At 61.4% G+C, this 15,812-nt stretch carries 15 protein-coding genes, 1 tRNA gene and 1 pseudogene; 12 read left to right on the top strand and 5 right to left on the bottom strand.

Annotation, left to right across the window (positions count from 1 at the left end):
• The first annotated feature begins 13 nt into the window (after positions 1-13).
• The 9 genes and pseudogenes from HV744_RS28750 to HV744_RS28710 form a co-directional block, all read left to right on the top strand.
• Complete coding sequence (locus HV744_RS28750) at positions 14-1,066, top strand: DNA-3-methyladenine glycosylase family protein (RefSeq protein WP_175152745.1); 1,053 nt, start codon at positions 14-16, stop codon at positions 1,064-1,066.
• A gap of 124 nt (positions 1,067-1,190) precedes the next feature.
• Entirely contained in the window at positions 1,191-2,162 is a 972-nt protein-coding gene (locus tag HV744_RS28745) for an acetyl-CoA carboxylase carboxyltransferase subunit alpha (RefSeq protein WP_007181378.1), read from the top strand.
• Between the two features lie 48 nt (positions 2,163-2,210).
• The gene (gene tilS / locus HV744_RS28740; protein ID WP_175152744.1) at positions 2,211-3,695 is read left to right on the top strand and encodes a tRNA lysidine(34) synthetase TilS; all 1,485 of its coding nucleotides are present in this window, start codon (positions 2,211-2,213) and stop codon (positions 3,693-3,695) included.
• A gap of 372 nt (positions 3,696-4,067) precedes the next feature.
• Positions 4,068-5,318, top strand: a complete 1,251-nt coding sequence (locus tag HV744_RS28735; protein ID WP_175152743.1) for an aspartate kinase — start codon at positions 4,068-4,070, stop codon at positions 5,316-5,318.
• 181 nt (positions 5,319-5,499) lie between these two features.
• Positions 5,500-5,593 (top strand) — tRNA-Ser (locus tag HV744_RS28730).
• A gap of 190 nt (positions 5,594-5,783) precedes the next feature.
• The gene (locus HV744_RS28725) at positions 5,784-6,593 is read left to right on the top strand and encodes a hypothetical protein (RefSeq protein ID WP_175152742.1); all 810 of its coding nucleotides are present in this window, start codon (positions 5,784-5,786) and stop codon (positions 6,591-6,593) included.
• Positions 6,594-6,653: 60 nt separating this feature from the next.
• Positions 6,654-6,965: a helix-turn-helix transcriptional regulator gene (locus tag HV744_RS28720; RefSeq protein WP_246279234.1), complete on the top strand. Its 312-nt coding sequence runs from the start codon at positions 6,654-6,656 to the stop codon at positions 6,963-6,965.
• The gene (locus tag HV744_RS28715; RefSeq protein WP_175152741.1) at positions 6,952-7,194 is read left to right on the top strand and encodes a hypothetical protein; all 243 of its coding nucleotides are present in this window, start codon (positions 6,952-6,954) and stop codon (positions 7,192-7,194) included. The genes HV744_RS28720 and HV744_RS28715 overlap by 14 nt, the downstream gene beginning before the upstream one ends.
• Before the next feature lies 1 nt (position 7,195).
• Positions 7,196-7,534, top strand: a pseudogene (locus HV744_RS28710) (hemagglutinin repeat-containing protein); the annotation flags it as partial.
• Between the two features lie 277 nt (positions 7,535-7,811).
• Here the strand turns inward: HV744_RS28710 and HV744_RS28705 are convergent.
• Positions 7,812-9,266, bottom strand: a complete 1,455-nt coding sequence (locus tag HV744_RS28705) for an amidase (protein WP_175152739.1) — start codon at positions 9,264-9,266, stop codon at positions 7,812-7,814.
• A 73-nt stretch (positions 9,267-9,339) separates the two neighbouring features.
• On the opposite strand from HV744_RS28705, the gene HV744_RS28700 reads away from it, so the two are divergent.
• The gene (locus tag HV744_RS28700) at positions 9,340-10,317 is read left to right on the top strand and encodes a LysR family transcriptional regulator (protein WP_343056472.1); all 978 of its coding nucleotides are present in this window, start codon (positions 9,340-9,342) and stop codon (positions 10,315-10,317) included.
• On the opposite strand, the gene HV744_RS36865 is transcribed toward HV744_RS28700, so the two are convergent.
• Together HV744_RS36865 and HV744_RS28695 are read right to left on the bottom strand one after the other, a co-directional pair.
• Complete coding sequence (locus HV744_RS36865) at positions 10,290-10,535, bottom strand: TIGR02391 family protein (RefSeq protein WP_217469169.1); 246 nt, start codon at positions 10,533-10,535, stop codon at positions 10,290-10,292. The genes HV744_RS28700 and HV744_RS36865 overlap by 28 nt on opposite strands.
• 610 nt (positions 10,536-11,145) lie before the next feature.
• A complete protein-coding gene (locus tag HV744_RS28695; protein ID WP_175152737.1) occupies positions 11,146-11,448 on the bottom strand; it encodes a DUF4148 domain-containing protein in 303 nt (100 codons plus the stop codon).
• A 944-nt stretch (positions 11,449-12,392) separates the two neighbouring features.
• On the opposite strand from HV744_RS28695, the gene HV744_RS28690 reads away from it, so the two are divergent.
• On the top strand, positions 12,393-13,553 hold the full coding sequence (locus HV744_RS28690; protein WP_175152738.1) for a C1 family peptidase: 1,161 nt from the start codon (positions 12,393-12,395) through the stop codon (positions 13,551-13,553).
• Positions 13,554-13,751: 198 nt separating this feature from the next.
• On the opposite strand, the gene HV744_RS28685 is transcribed toward HV744_RS28690, so the two are convergent.
• On the bottom strand, positions 13,752-14,054 hold the full coding sequence (locus HV744_RS28685) for a DUF4148 domain-containing protein (RefSeq protein ID WP_175152737.1): 303 nt from the start codon (positions 14,052-14,054) through the stop codon (positions 13,752-13,754).
• Between the two features lie 417 nt (positions 14,055-14,471).
• On the opposite strand from HV744_RS28685, the gene HV744_RS38570 reads away from it, so the two are divergent.
• Positions 14,472-14,855 carry a hypothetical protein gene (locus tag HV744_RS38570; RefSeq protein ID WP_175152736.1) on the top strand — a complete coding sequence of 128 codons (384 nt, stop codon included), beginning with the start codon at positions 14,472-14,474 and terminating at the stop codon, positions 14,853-14,855.
• Here HV744_RS38570 and HV744_RS28675 read toward each other — a convergent pair.
• Complete coding sequence (locus HV744_RS28675; RefSeq protein WP_175152735.1) at positions 14,834-15,556, bottom strand: TetR/AcrR family transcriptional regulator; 723 nt, start codon at positions 15,554-15,556, stop codon at positions 14,834-14,836. The two genes, HV744_RS38570 and HV744_RS28675, sit on opposite strands and share 22 nt — an antisense overlap.
• Positions 15,557-15,812 lie beyond the last annotated feature (256 nt).

Below are 15,812 nucleotides of genomic sequence, written 5' to 3'. Positions count from 1 at the left end.
GGCAGGAGGCAGGATGGCAACGGCCACGAAGACGCCGGCTAAACGAGCCACGTCTCAAACAAACGCGGCAGCCGCGGCAAAGTCGACACGCACGTCGGCTCGCGCGGGCAGCGGCGCGGTACAGAAAGCATCGTCGAAAGCCACCGGAGTGGCGGCGAAGACTGGAGCGGGCGCAGCGGCGGGGGCAGTGAAAAGAGCCGTGGTCAAGCGTGCGCTCAACGGCACGTCGGCGCACGCGCCGGCTGCGAAGCGCGCCAAAGCGTCGCGTGTGAAAGGCAATGGCGCATTGCCGGCTGAGCTGGCAGGCGACGTGCAGGAGCTGGCGCGCGATACGAATGCAGGCGAAGTCGTGCGCAAGACGCGCGCGACGGCGAGCGCCGGCGGCGAAGCGGCGAGCGCGAGCGAAGTCGCGGTGCCGGTGCAGGTCGGCGGCCTCACGCCTGAGGTCACGCGTCCGGCGTATTGGGACAAGGCGTGTGCGGACCTCGTCAAGCGCGACCGTATTCTGAAGAAGCTGATTCCGAAGTTCGGCCCGGTGCATCTGCTGAGCCGCGGCGATCCGTTCGTCACGCTCGCGCGCTCGGTGGTGGGGCAGCAGATTTCGGTCGCGTCGGCCCAGGCGGCGTGGACGAAAGTTGAAGCCGCGTGTCCGAAGCTGGTGCCGCAGCAGTTCATCAAGCTCGGTCAGGAGAAGCTGACCGCGTGCGGGTTGTCCAGGCGCAAGGCCGAGTATGTGCTCGATCTCGCGCAGCATTTCGTGTCGGGTGCGTTGCACGTCGGCAAATGGACGTCGATGGAAGACGAGGCGGTGGTCGCCGAACTCACGCAGATTCGCGGCATCGGCCGCTGGACCGCGGAGATGTTCCTGATCTTCAATCTGTCGCGTCCCGATGTGCTGCCGCTCGACGACCTCGGCCTGATCCGCGCCATCAGCGTCAATTATTTCAGCGGCGAACCGGTGACGCGCAGCGAAGCGCGCGAGGTCGCCGCGAACTGGGAGCCGTGGCGTACCGTCGCCACCTGGTATATGTGGCGTAGTCTCGATCCGTTGCCGGTCGACTACTGAAGAAGAAAAAGCGAGGCCGTTTCAAAAACTATCGAATATTGGAGTTCGATAGTTGCGAGATGGTTTTGACATCGGCGCGCGCGGTTAGAATACGCGCTGCCGGTAAGTCCAAGGATTACAACCAATGAAGACCACCTTTCTGGATTTCGAACAGCCGATCGCTGAACTCGAAGCGAAGATCGAAGAATTGCGCTTCGTGCAGGACGATTCGGCCGTCGATATTTCGGAAGAGATCGAGCGGCTGTCCAAGAAGAGTCAACAGCTCACCAAAGATCTGTACGCGAACCTCACGCCGTGGCAGGTTTCGCAAATCGCCCGTCATCCGCAGCGCCCGTACACGTTCGACTACGTGAACGAGCTGTTCACCGATTTCCACGAACTGCATGGCGACCGCAACTATGCGGACGACCTGTCGATCGTCGGTGGCCTCGCGCGTTTCAACGGCCAGGCCTGCATGGTGATCGGCCATCAGAAGGGCCGCGACACGAAGGAGCGCGCGCTGCGCAACTTCGGCATGCCGCGTCCGGAAGGCTATCGCAAGGCCGAGCGTCTGATGCGTCTCGCCGAAAAATTCGGCCTGCCGATCTTCACGTTCATCGACACGCCGGGCGCTTATCCGGGCATCGGCGCGGAAGAGCGCGGCCAGTCGGAAGCGATCGGCCGCAATCTGTACGTGATGGCCGAGCTGAAGACGCCGCTGATCGCGACGATCATCGGCGAGGGCGGTTCGGGCGGCGCGCTCGCGATCGCTGTCGGCGATAGCGTGCTGATGCTGCAGTTCTCGACCTACTCGGTGATTTCGCCGGAAGGCTGCGCCTCGATTCTGTGGAAGAGCGCCGCGAAAGCGCCGGAAGCCGCGGAAGCGCTCGGCCTGACCGCGCATCGTCTGAAGGCGCTGGGCCTGATCGACAAGATCGTCAACGAGCCGCTCGGCGGCGCGCATCGCGATCCGAAGGGCATGGCCGCGATGCTGCGCCGTGCGCTCGCCGACTCGCTGCGCCAGTTCCAGGGGATGAGCATCAACGACCTGCGTCAACGCCGTTTCGAGCGGTTGATGTCGTACGGCAAGTTCAAGGAAACGACGCCGGGTGCGTAAGCCCGCGCGCGTTCTCTTTCGTCCTTCGGCGCTTCGCGCGCTAGCGACGTGACCACCACCGCCGAAACGCCCGCCGACCACCTCGTTATCGAGGCGGTCGGCTTGGCGCTGTCCGCGCTTGCGCCAGGCGCGCGCATTGCGGTGGCGTTCAGCGGCGGTGTCGATTCGAGTGTGTTGCTCGATGCCGCGGTGCGCGTCGCGGGTGCGTCGCGTTGTGTCGCGCTGCATGTGCATCATGGGCTGAGCCCGCATGCGGACGCGTGGCTCACGCATTGTCAGGCGTTTGCGCAGGAGCGTGGCGTCGAATTCGACGCGCGACGCGTCGAGGTGTCGCGCGACACGGGCGTGAGCGTCGAGGCGGCGGCGCGCGATGCGCGTTATCGCGCGTTGGACGCGATGTGCGCGGCGCGCGGCGTTCGCACGCTATGGCTTGCGCAACACGCGGACGATCAGGCGGAAACCGTGCTGCTGCAATTGCTGCGTGGCGCGGGTCTCGCGGGACTTGCGGCGATGGCGCCCGAGTTTCTGGCGGCGGGTGCGTGCGCGGCGCGCGTGCGGCCCTTGCTACATCTGCTGCGCGCGCAACTCGAGCAATACGCGAGCGCGCGTGCGCTGCACTGGATCGACGACGAGTCGAACGCGGACATTCGCTACGCGCGCAATGCGTTGCGTCACGAGGTGACGCCGGCGTTGGTCGTCCACTTTCCTGGCTTTCGCGACGCGCTCGCGCGCACGGCCGCGCATGCGGCGTCGGCGCAGCGTTTGCTCGACGCGCTCGCGCGCATCGACATGGACGCGGCGTCGCAGGACGAAGGGCGAGCGCTTTCGCATGACGCGCTGCTCGCGCTCGACGACGATCGCGCACTCAACCTGATGCGCTACTGGATGCGCACGCTGGGTCTCGTGGCGGCATCGAGCGCGCGCCTGACCGATGCGCTGCGGCAGTTGCGCGAAGTCGGCGCAGCGGGCGACGGGCATCGTCTGCGTATCGATCATGCGGGTCATGCGTTGCGCAGCTATCGCGGCCTCGTTTATTGGGAAGCGGGCGACAGCAGCGAGCCCGCCGATGAAACCGCGCTCGCCGCGCGCGAGATGAGTGAACTCGCGTGGCAGGGTGAATCGATCTGGCGTTTGCCGCAGTGGCGGGGCACATTTGTGTTTGCGGTGGTGGCCCCGGGTGCTGGCGATGCGGGCAAAGCCGCCTCTGACGTCAACGCCGACGCCAGTGCATCCGGGCGCGACGCCATTCCCGCCAGCGTCCTGCACCGCGCCTTGTTGAGCGCGCGATCGCGCAGCGGCGGCGAACGGATGCGCACCGGCGACGCGCCCGGTGCGCCGACGCGAACCTTGAAGAACCTGTTCCAGGAGCGCGGCATTCCCGCATGGAAGCGCGATGTGCCGCTGCTTTATCTCGGCGACGAATTGCTGTTCGTGCCGCTGCTCGGCGTGAACCGCGCGGCCTTGCACGAACCGGCGGACACCACCGCACAGCGCATCCGGATCATCTGGCGCGAAGATCTGCTGATCGCCTGACCGGCCGGTCAGACTGCGTGGCGAGCCCCCGAACAGGGCGCAAATCCGCACGAAACAAGCCTTTGCAGCCTCGCTTCCGCGCCTTTCGATGGCCGCCGCGGCTTGTCTTTTTGCGCTCAATCGGGTACGTTTACTTGTTTGCCCGACCCGATTTCGCCGTCGCTTTTGTCGCTATCGCCGGTTGCGAGCGTGATCCGTCGTTTTCCGTTAAGCCACTAGCGATCATTCCCGGGCAAGCCCGCGCGTGCTGCACGCGCGCTGCATTTACGCCGCCACACACTTTGCCGTCGTTCACAAGACGTTGCGCTCCTGTGCTTTTGTGCGGTTGTCTCCAGCGCGCCAGCGCGGTTTCTCTTCCAGTTCAGAACGACAATGGCACTCATCGTACATAAATACGGCGGCACCTCGATGGGCTCGGTCGAGCGCATCAAGAACGTCGCCAGGCGCGTCGCGAAATGGCATAAGGCCGGCCACAAGATGGTCGTCGTGCCGTCGGCGATGTCCGGCGAAACCAACCGCTTGCTCGGTCTCGCGAAAGAAATCACGACTCAACCGAGCCCGCGCGAACTCGACATGATCGCCGCCACCGGCGAGCAGGTCAGCTCGGGGCTGCTCGCCATCGCGCTGCAGGAAGCCGGCGTCGACGCGGTCAGCTATACCGGCTGGCAAGTGCCGGTCAAAACGGATAGCGCGTTCACGAAAGCGCGTATCAGCGACATCGACGGCGAGCGCGTGCTGCGCGATCTCGATGCGGGCAGAGTGGTGGTGATCACCGGCTTCCAGGGCATCGATCCTGACGGCCACATCACCACGCTCGGCCGCGGCGGTTCGGATACGTCGGCGGTCGCGGTCGCGGCCGCGCTGAAGGCCGATGAGTGCCTGATTTACACGGACGTCGACGGCGTGTACACGACCGACCCGCGCGTGGTCGAAGAGGCGCGCCGGCTCGACCGCGTGACGTTCGAAGAGATGCTGGAAATGGCCAGCCTGGGTTCGAAGGTGCTGCAGATCCGTTCGGTGGAATTCGCCGGCAAATATCAGGTGAAGACGCGCGTGCTGTCGAGCCTGACCGATCCGCTGATGCCGCTCGACGCTGAAATGAAGTCGGGCACCCTGATTACTTTTGAAGAAGACGAGACCATGGAAAAAGCAGTCATCTCGGGCATCGCGTTTCAGCGCGACGAAGCTCGTATCGCCGTGATGGGTGTGCCCGACAAGCCGGGCATCGCGTATCAGATTCTCGGCCCGGTGGCGGATGCGAATATCGACGTCGACATGATCATCCAGAACCAGAGCGTCGAAGGCAAGACGGCGTTCACGTTCACGGTTGGTCGTGGCGACTATCAGCGCGCAATGGACATCCTCACGGGCCAGGTGAAGGGTCACGTGCAGGCCGAGCAGGTGCTGGGCGATCCGAAGGTGTCGAAGGTGTCGGTGGTCGGCGTCGGCATGCGTTCGCACGTCGGCATCGCGAGCACGATGTTCCGCACGCTGTCGGAAGAGGGCATCAACATCCAGATGATCTCGACGTCCGAAATCAAGATTTCGGTGTTGATCGACGAGAAGTACATGGAACTCGCCGTGCGCGCGCTGCATAAGGCGTTCGAACTGGATCAGGCGTAAATTGCATGAACAACCGGGGCGTAGCGTTGCGCCCCGTTTGTTTTGCACGGCCAAAGTGAACAAATTGCGTCGGCAGTGACAAAGCTGGCACAAAAAGTGTTCGTCAGACATTGACCTTGGCGGTTCGGCCCGTTATTATCTTGGCTTCGTCGCACTGACTCCCTGTGCGACAGAAAGTTTGGGAGACGTGGCCGAGAGGTCGAAGGCACTCCCCTGCTAAGGGAGCATCTGGGCCAAAACCTGGATCGAGGGTTCGAATCCCTCCGTCTCCGCCAGTGATGGCGGCGGAACCCCGTAAGTTCAAAGACTTACGGGGTTTTTGTTTTTTCTGGCCCATCAATTAGCCCATCATCGGGCAAAATTTTGCGACGACCCGGTGAGTTGCCGCCCGCTTGGGACCCGTCGTACGTTCGCCACACTCCGCTAGAATCCGGCTATGTCCGGTGCGCGACGAGGGAGGGCGTAATGAGCAAGCGGTGGGGGGAATACGATTCTTGCGAGACCGTCCGGGCTTGCTATACGGTGTATCCCGTTCCCGAGGCAGCGGCGCTATGGTGCGGCGTTCCGCGTGAAGAGTTAAGACAGGAACTGCGAGCGGCGGTGCCCGTTGGTGAGGCCGATGCGATGTCGCGCGCAGTATTGCGTCATCCGTATCTGCCATGTCTTGAGCCCCGCATCCGGGCAATGCACCTGGCGATTGACGCAGGCCAACTGGATGCGTTCCGGGAGAATGGACGGCGGCTACCAAAGGGCGAGCACGTCGCTTATGAGCGTCGGCACGTGTATGGGCTGGACCTAAAAGAGTGGGCGAAAGCAATTACCCCGAGCGAACGGCCTGCATTCCTGTTCGATGAAGTCGAACGCGGCATTCATACCGGCATCACACAGGAAGCGTATCAGTCGCTCAAGGCCGCACACGATGCGAAGGAACAGAACGTGATCCGTGCCAACGGACGCATTCGCGAACTCGAAGAAGAGAAGGCCCGTGTAGAAGCCGAACGCAATTCCCTGAAAGGCATGGTGGACCGCATGAGCGCGCAACTTGCAAGCGCGCCACCTAGCGAACGCTCGGAAACGACCTATCTCAACGTCATTGCGGGCTTGGTGCGCCTGCTAACACCTTCGCAAGTGCAGGACCTTGCGGGCGCGCGCTACGACAGTCAGGCTGCCGTCATACAGGCTTTGCTCGCTGCTTTCCCTGCCAGACCCGGTATTGCACAACGCACACTGCAAGAACGCTTTGCCGCAGCCAACCGGAGCATTGACGCGTCCTGAAGCGGTCATCGCGAGCGCCACCGCAGTTGTGGTGCGCGGTGCCGCAACTGCGGTGCATATTTGCGCGATGCAATCTTGAATAAGAGCCATGCCGCGCCATCCCGGCGCGCGCCTTTACGTTCCGAAGGTGACGACATGGCTGACAACCCTATACCTGTTCTTATCCCGCGCCGCCGCGTATCGCAGATTTGCGGGCTTGAAAGAAACGCATTGTATGAGCGCATCGCGCGCGGCCAATTTCCGAAGCCCATCACGATTGGCAGCGCGGCGGTGCGCTGGATCGAAGCCGAGGTCGTGGCCTGGGTGCAGCAGCAGATCGACGCGAGCCGTGCGCAACAACCGGCCAGGGGTTTCCGCCGTGAACGCGCCTGAAGTGGACGGCGGCGCGCCGCCCGACGATGCCGAAGCAATCGCCACCGCGCGCGCCGAATTCTGGATGCGCTGGCGCGGTGAGCTGGCCTCCTACGGCGCATCGCGCCGTCAGCCTGCGTCAGCGCTAGCGGTCGCTGTATCGCTGCCCGCGCCCCCGCACCGCGTGACCGCTTCTCCTGTGAGCGGGCGGCACACCGGCAAGGCCTGCGTCGTTGCTCGCCCGGTTTGAAAGTCTGAGCGTGGCGGCTGGCGGTAACGTGACCGGTGGAATGGGTCAGTTTGCGCAAAGTGCGACGGTGGCGTATGTGCAGGAACTTGCGACGAATCAGGTCAAGCAGATTGCGGACAGTCTGGACAGCGATACGGCGCGAGCGGCACTGCATGCGATCGTTGGTTGTGCGGGAGCGGCCGCTAGTAGTCAGGCGTGTGGCGCGGGTGCGATGGGGGCGGCGGCGAGTTCGGTAATCGGCTCATTGCTCGGGCCAACGACGAACATGTCGGCGGCGGATCGCGAGGCGCGCGAGAATCTCGTGAACAGTCTGGTAGCTGGCATTGCGGCAGCGTCGGGTGTCCCTACAGTCTGGACCGACCTCTGCCCGATGCGGCTGGCTCTGGTCGACCCACGGTAGCCGCTCACGAGGGCGAATCGAACGTCAGTTTCGGGACATGTTTCGGCCCCTTCACTTTAAAGTCCGCTAAGCGGATCTTTAACCGAGCGGCGAAGCGTCGAACCGTGTCTACAAGGTGGGGCTGCCTGCAACGTCGCTGTGGCCGCAGCGACGACCTTAGCGTGATACGCAGCCCCTCCGTCAGCTACATGAGCACGCGTCGCTCACTGGGTCGCTGTCACGCCGACCGGCGTCCCGCCCATACCATCGGTCGGCGATCGACCCACGGCCGGGCCCGCTCAAGTTGCCCGGCGACTCGCAGCAACGTGTCTTCGCGCCCGAATCCTGCTGCGAACTGCATGCCGATTGGCAAACCGGTTGCCGGATGCGTTTCAAGCGGAACGGACATGGCTGGCACGCCGGACACGTTGAAGGGTGGCGTGAGCGGCGAATGTCGAAAGACCCGCTGCGTCCATTCGAGACCGGTCATCGAGTCGGCGCCGGCGCCATAGGCACCGATAGCGAGTGGCATCTGCGGCAGAGTCGGCGTGAGCAACAAGTCGACCTCGCCAAACCATGCCCCGACCGACCGCGTGACCGTGTTGCGCATCGCTAGCGCCGCGGCGAACCCGGATGCTTTCTCCTCCTTGCCGTATCGAAAACAGGCCAAAGTGGCGGGCTCGAGCGTCGTGGTATCGATTGGACGGCCTGTCGCGGCCGCGAGGCTCTCGATCCAGCCGACGAGCGTGGCTGTCCATATGGTCGCGTTCATCTGCACGAAGGCGTCCCACGATACGCCAAGCGTCGGCCGGAGTTCGATGACCGTATGGCCGAGCGCTTCGAGAAGACGCGCGGTCGATGACGTCGCGGCAGCAATAACCGGGTCGGTACGTTCGTCATTCCATGGGTCGAGCATCAGGCCGATCTTTAACTTGCCAGGTTCACGGCTGACTTCGGACAGGAAGCTCCGCCCGGGTGCAGCCGTGATGTAGGGATCGCCGATCGCATGGCCCTGGATCGCGTCGAGCAATGCTGCGCTGTCCCGCACGCTGCGGCTCACGCCCAATTGCACGCCGAAACCTGCGAATACTTCGTCAAGCGAGGGCCCGTTCGAGCTGCGGCCCCGCGTTGGTTTGAGCCCGAACAGGCCGTTGTAGGCGGCGGGCACGCGAATGGAACCCGCCGCATCTGTCGCATGGGCGAGCGGGACCACGCCCGCTGCGACGGCCGCGGCCGCACCGCCGCTGGAACCGCCGGCACTCAATTCCGGTAGCCACGGGTTCCGGGTCACGCCTTGCAGCGTGGACTCGGTCGTCGTGCTGAAAGCCATCTCCGGCGTGGCAGTGCGTCCTATCGTGACCAGTCCCGCAGCGCGAAACCGCGACATCAACCACGAATCCTCGGTAGCGACGACGCCTTTCGCGAGCCGGCTACCCAGTTCCAGGTTCTTACCCTGCATGCTGACCGCAAGATCCTTGATCAGAAACGGCACGCCAGCCAGCGGGCCGCCCCGAGAATCTGCGCTGCCGCTTTCGGATGCGGGCCAGCTTTCGATGACCGCGTTGATGTCCGGGTTAACGACTTCGATTGCCTCACGCGCGAGTTCGGCAAGCTCGGCTGACGTGACCTCATCGTTTGCGACCAGCTCCGCAAGTCCAATCGCATCGTATTCCGTATATTCGCTCAGTTTCATATTTCCTCCGTGTTGGTGAAGGAAACGATAGGGCAGGCCGCACCGGGTGATTAGTCCGCGATCGTGGCAAGGATTGAGCCATCGATGGGACAATGTTGCAGTCAATGCATCAAATTATTTTTTAGCGGGTATCCGAACTACGATGACCAGAGATCTCAACGACACACTCGTCTTTGTTCGCGTCGTGCAGACGGGCAGCTTCACAGCGGCGGCAAATGCCTTGCAGATTCCGAAGACGACTGTGAGCAGGCGCGTTCGGGCGCTCGAGGCGCACCTCGGCGCGGCACTGTTACATAGAACGACGCGAAAGCTACGGCTAACGGAGGCAGGCGCGGCTTATTTTGAGTGGTGCAACGGAATCGCCAGACGACTCGACGATGCGGAGAACGCCGTTCAACAGATTCGTGGCACACCTGGAGGTTGGCTGCGCGTGACGCTCCCGTATTCATTTGGCGCCACGTGGATAGCGCCATTGATCGCCGGGTTTTGTGCGCGCTTTCCTCAAGTGCGCGTCGATATCGTCGCGACACATGTGCCGCTCGATCTGATCGGCGAAAACGTGGATGTTGCCCTGCGCCTTGGCGCGCTTCCCGATTCGAGCCTGGTGGCGCAGCGGCTTGGCAGCTTTTCGACTTCCGTCTACGCAAGCCCCGCGTATATCGACAAGTATGGCGCGCCCGAGAATCCGGATGATTTGCATCGTCATGCGGCGCTTGCGTTGCATCAGGCGCGCACCGACAGTGGCTACACATGGCCGTTGCGCAAGGCGGGACGTAAGTCCAGACACTACGCGCTGGATCCGGTGATCGTCGCAAGCGATCCCGTATTGCTTCTTGACGCTGCGCGTGCCGGGAACGGGGTGTTGTTGGCGATGGACGCGAGCATGGCGTCCGAAGTCACAGCGAGACGTCTTTGCAAGGTGCTGCCCGAGTGGATCGGTCCACAACAGGATCTCAATGCTCTTTTTCCGAGGGAGCGCGTGCCGTCGCCGAAGCTGCGGGCGTTCGTGGACTACCTGAAGGCTCAATTGCGCTTTACGCATGCGAAGTGAGCGGACACAAGTATCGCCGTCTTTCGACGCAGATTCAGCCCGCCGGCGTTAGAGCAGATATGAAAGGATCGGGGCGTTGGGTGCGCGGATGTTGGATGGCTCTCCTTTTTCATCATCGGCACGCCGTGTGTCGAGCCGCCAAAACCGGCCGCTTCGCGCACCGCGATCTCGACTTCCCGCATCGCCTCGAACGCCGCTGTTTCGTAGGCGCCCCGCATGAACGACAGTCAGACGGTCCTAGCGATTGCTGGATGCAACAATTCCCTTGGTAACCGACGGGCGGTCTGGTAGTCGGCGGACGCGGTTTCGTTCTTGAAACGTGTTTGGGCCGACTCAGATGTCGCCAGCCCGTTGAGCCGCTCATGCCCTCGGCCGGGACAACCAGTCCCTGCACATCCAGCCATGCAGACGCTTCGGTTACCGCAAGATCAACTTCGTCGCGACGCTCCGGTGGATAGCCGGCGTGACCAGTCGCGAGCCGACTGTCTCGGGCGCAGGCGCCAGAACCTGGAGTCTGCCCCGGGTGCTGTTCCTGTTGCGCCGGCGGCAGAAGCGCCAGTTCCTTTATCACATATATATGAACTGGCCATGCGCAAGCCGTTAGCACCGCCTAAACCGCCACGTTCAGTGCGTTGGTCGACGCCATCAACGATGAAGTCGCCGGCCTCTACACAAAATAGGGCTTCGTGGCGCTTACCGATGACCCGCTCATGCTGGTTCTGCCGCTAACAGGCGACACGGGCGAACCCACAAGCCGCGATGATGCCGCTCGCCGAGGATCATCTGGCCGGACGGTTGAAAGCGCCCGGCCACCCGGCTGATAGTCCATCAGCTTCCTTTGTAGATCGAATGATCGGAGGCGACCTGGGTCGGTGCGCCGGAAGCGCCCGAATTCACGACGCCACCGTAGCCACTGAGTACCTGCTGAGCGGCCACGCTTTTCAGCGCGCCCTGGAGATGCGTGGGGTAGTGCGCGTCACCGTGGTTGCGGTCGTAGCCGGCTTGATGCAGCTGGATGAGTTCCGCGCGCACCTGCTCACGCGTCAGGGGACCGTTGCTGTTAGCGGACGCCATCGTGGGCAGCGCGAGGACCGACACGAGCACGAGAATGGGGATAAACGTTTTAGCCATGATTAATTCTCCAATTTAAAAAGTCAGAAACAAAAATCTGGGTTAGCGAAACAACGACCACCGGGCGCCACTACGCAAGCGGACAGCTTCGATGTCGCGCGACTTGAGGAGGACTTGCATGAGACACCTCCTCGGCAGCCATGAATCAATCGTAACCGGAGGAGACACTCATAAAAAGCAGAGAAAGAGGTGCATCAAGTTCGTAAAAAACCGAACCTTCTCAGTCGGGCTGACCTGCACGCTAACCCTACAGGCATGCGGCCAAGCCAACACCTTTTGCGTCAACGGATGGTGTCGCCCGGGCCAGCGCAGCCTGCTGAGTATCAGGTTGCTGGGGTCGCCCCTCATCGCCGCGACACGGGCTATGGGAGTTCAGCTGCAACCACACCCCTTGATAGCCGCATCTACCGTCTTCTGCGGCGCCGCAACTGCGCCTTCTTTCGCGCCAAGACCGACCCAGCGGCCGTTGAATACAAAAAACAACATCATAGGTGACTATAAAATCACTTTTGCGTGTAATATCACCATCCGTCGCGGACGAGTGACTGGCCGGCAACGAATTTAGGACAACCAGATGAAGCAAACACCTTTGTTCTCGATCCAAACGCTAGGTTGACGAAGGGGCAGCTGTAAGCCATGTCGCCGCTTGCTGCGCATTTCGAAGAAATCGATACGACTCATTCAGGACTACTTCACTGCCGCGCAGATCCAGCAATACCTTGTCAAGCAGGCGCCGCAGTCCCGGTCACAACTGCCGCCCAGGCTTCCGTCTTGAGCTCGACGACGTAGCTGGCTGGTCAGGGGCAGATGGCGATAGCTGAGAGGTTTCGCGTATAGCCCAAGCCGATGGTTGGCCGTACTTTCCCGACGCCGCGTTGGCGTCTCATCTATCTGGATTGAACCCACGTGAAGAAGGTTCTGATCGCCGCTGAAGAGAAAATCTTATGAAACTTGTCCGTGTAGCTGTGCTCGCCATTCTCCTTTCGCTTCATGCTTGTGGGGGCGGTGGCAGCAGTGGAAACAGTAGCAGCAGTGGAAACAGTAGCAGCAGTGGAAACAGTAGCAGCAACAGCTCCTCAGATACCGGCTTCTATGCGCCGAGCTACGGTGACGGGAGAAGCGACACCCGCTACGAGGCCGACCTGTCCAGCGTCACCCGTCAGGTGATCAGCTACCAAAGCGTGGGAAAGGACCTTGCCTCCAACATCGAGGTCTCCGACTCGATGGTCCAACTCTTCGGCGACTATAAGGTGCGTTTGACTGAGGCCAGCAGGAACAGTTGCCCGAGCGGTCTGGAAGGTTGTGACACGGTCGATTCGGATTCCTTGGGGGTGGGCCACAGCGCTCTTATCACGAATCTCGAGTCCCTGAAGAGTGGTATCAAAGATCAGGGCGAACGGGGCACGTGCGTAGCGTTCGCCCTGAACGCCGCAACGGAATTGCTGCTCTCGAGGCAGCAGAACAGTACTCAGCTGTCGGAACAGAACACGTACTTCCAGGGAAAGCTACTGACCAATACCTGGAACAACGCCGGACTCGACCCGTACGACACTATTGCTGCATTTGTCGACAACAAGACCAAGTTCGTTGCGGAGAAATCCTGGCCATACAATGGCGATGACAAGTATTGCGCCAACTACAACCACAAGTACCCTAATGCCACCTGCTCGGCAACCGAGGCGCAGGGTGGCGGCAGCGATACCCGGCAGCAGGATTCTACCGCAGCGAGTTCCTCAGGATTTCGGACGACCACGGCGCACAAGCTCTATGCGTCCATTGGCCGGATCAAGCAAGCGCTGTATCGCGGCTACCCCGTGGTCATGGCCATCAACGCGAACTTCGATTTCCAGGTTGCGACGTACAAGGGCGGCGTCGTGTCGTGGGTCATCAAGGCGGACAGCTGCGGGACCAGCCTGTGCGGTCACGAAATTCTAGTCGTCGGCTACAAGGACAGTGATCAGGTCGCGGGCGGCGGATATTTCATCATTAAGAACTCCTGGTCATCGGGCTGGGGCGACGGCGGGCTGGCCTATGTCACTTACGAATGGCTGCAACACAGCTTGCTGGACGCACAAGCGCTGGTTCGAATCGACAGCGCGGATTAATAGCGCGAAACGGTAACGTCAACTGACACTATTGGTCAGCTTGACGTTGCCCCCGTTTCGCGAAGGCGTCGCAGTTGATCGATTGCGTGCAAAAACATAAGAATCTCTTTTGTGAACCGGCAAGCCGCGATGATGCCGCTCGCCGAGGATCATCTGGCCGGACGGTTGAAAGCGCCCGGCCACCCGGCTGATAGTCCATCAGCTTCCTTTGTAGATCGAATGATCGGAGGCGACCTGGGTCGGTGCGCCGGAAGCGCCCGAATTCACGACGCCACCGTAGCCACTGAGTACCTGCTGAGCGGCCACGCTTTTCAGCGCGCCCTGGAGATGCGTGGGGTAGTGCGCGTCACCGTGGTTGCGGTCGTAGCCGGCTTGATGCAGCTGGATGAGTTCCGCGCGCACCTGCTCACGCGTCAGGGGACCGTTGCTGTTAGCGGACGCCATCGTGGGCAGCGCGAGGACCGACACGAGCACGAGAATGGGGATAAACGTTTTAGCCATGATTAATTCTCCAATTTAAAAAGTCAGAAACAGAAAACATCGGGTTAGCGAAACAACGACCGCCGGTGGCGGAAGCCTTTTGCTGAGTCGTTGAAGGCAGTCTATCTGTTTAACGGATCATTACAATCACCTTTCGCCCAACAGATACTTTCCGCGTCTGCAACGTCACAGGGGTCCCGTTGGCGCGAAGCAATGACAAACGACAAAACGCAATCATTTATTACGAACGCGTTGCCGACCAGTTTTTCGTGCGTTGCCCCGCGTGCGGCTTCATCGGTCTGGGTACGCATTCGAGGACGGTAGCCGAGGTTTTCTGGCAGACAGCGAACGCCCCGGACCAGTAGTGAAAGCTGGCCGTCGCCGTGCAGGCATGGTTGGTTAGGCGGCTTCGGGCTGGAAGGCACCGGTCAACTCGCATTGACTCGCGCGACGCCTTGCGACGCGGACCTGCCGCCTGCGAGCGATCGAAGAAGCCGCGCGGGCCAGTGCCAGATCGAGTGCGCCGCGCCAGTCCTTCGCGATGGACGTCACGACGACCGGATTTGCATTGGGTATCTGCAGTTGCACCTGGCAGCGTTTATCCAGGCCGCCTCTCCTCACCGGGTGCCATTGAGCGATACCGCCTGCGAACTCGTGAAGAAGGCTATGCAGACGGCCATGTATGGCTATCTCTTTCCGGGCGACAAAAAGGGCGCTCCGCTATCGAATATGGCGATGCTGGAATTGCTTGATGGCATGGGCTATACCGAGATCACGGTCCATGGTTTTCGTTCCACATTTCAGGATTGGGCCGAGGAATAACTAGCAACGGGGTCCTGTTGATGCGTATTCGCGCGCACACGCAAGGTAGACATCTTTCTGCGCCCCTTTTCAGTGAGTACGCCACGTAGCAGTGCTTCGAAAGTAAAGAAGAAGCGATCTCTTGCTGCGCTGGCTGAATCGTGATATCCGGCCACCTCAAGGCTGCAAAGACCATGGACCGTAGCCAATATCGCGTCCGCGAGTACCGCAGCGTTGTCCTCAGGGTTCATGATCTTTTGGTCGCAGCACTGCATTACTGCATCCAGCAGACGGTGATAGGCGGCGCGGTGTACTACACTCCGTGCCACGGGCGCCGCCCGATTTTCCGCAGCTGCTCGTTCCTGCGAGGCCTCTGGAATGGGCATGATTTCGCTCATGATCAGCGCGTAGTAGGCCGGGTCGGCAACGGCGAATCGGCGAATAGCGGAACCCATCACATACAGTCGTTCCAATGGATCTGTGATTTGACTAGCGTTTTCCTGGTAGCGGAGGAGTCGTTGAAAAGCCTCATCAAAAAGTGCGCTAACAAGCCCCTCCTTTCCCCCAAACAGAGAATAGATCGCCATGGTAGATACCTCAGCCATCGCCGAAATTTTTCTCAAGGACAAGCCATCAGGACCTTGGAGAACAAGCAGCACGCTTGCCGCGTCGAGCAGTCGTGCGCGTCGAGCTTCGATACTGTCGTCTTGGTTGTTTGTCAATCAAGCTCCTGACTATAGGTGAGATAGATCTGTGCCTGCCGCGGACCGGCGTCGCGTGTGCCACAGATGCTTAGTGTGGTGACTTCGGGCGCTGGCAGAGTGATATTCCCGATATCCGAACTTGTTGTCTGCTGGGCGTGCATCAACCATCGTGCCAGCGGGGCGTTATGACGACGCCTGCAAGCACGAACGGTACAACTCGTCGTTGTGGCGCAGCGGCGGACAGTACAGTCATTTCACGGCAATCAATGGCGGG

This window comes from Paraburkholderia ultramafica, from assembly GCF_902859915.1.
Taxonomy (GTDB): Bacteria; Pseudomonadota; Gammaproteobacteria; order Burkholderiales; family Burkholderiaceae; genus Paraburkholderia; species Paraburkholderia ultramafica.
This window is presented reverse-complemented; position numbering and strand designations above follow the sequence as displayed.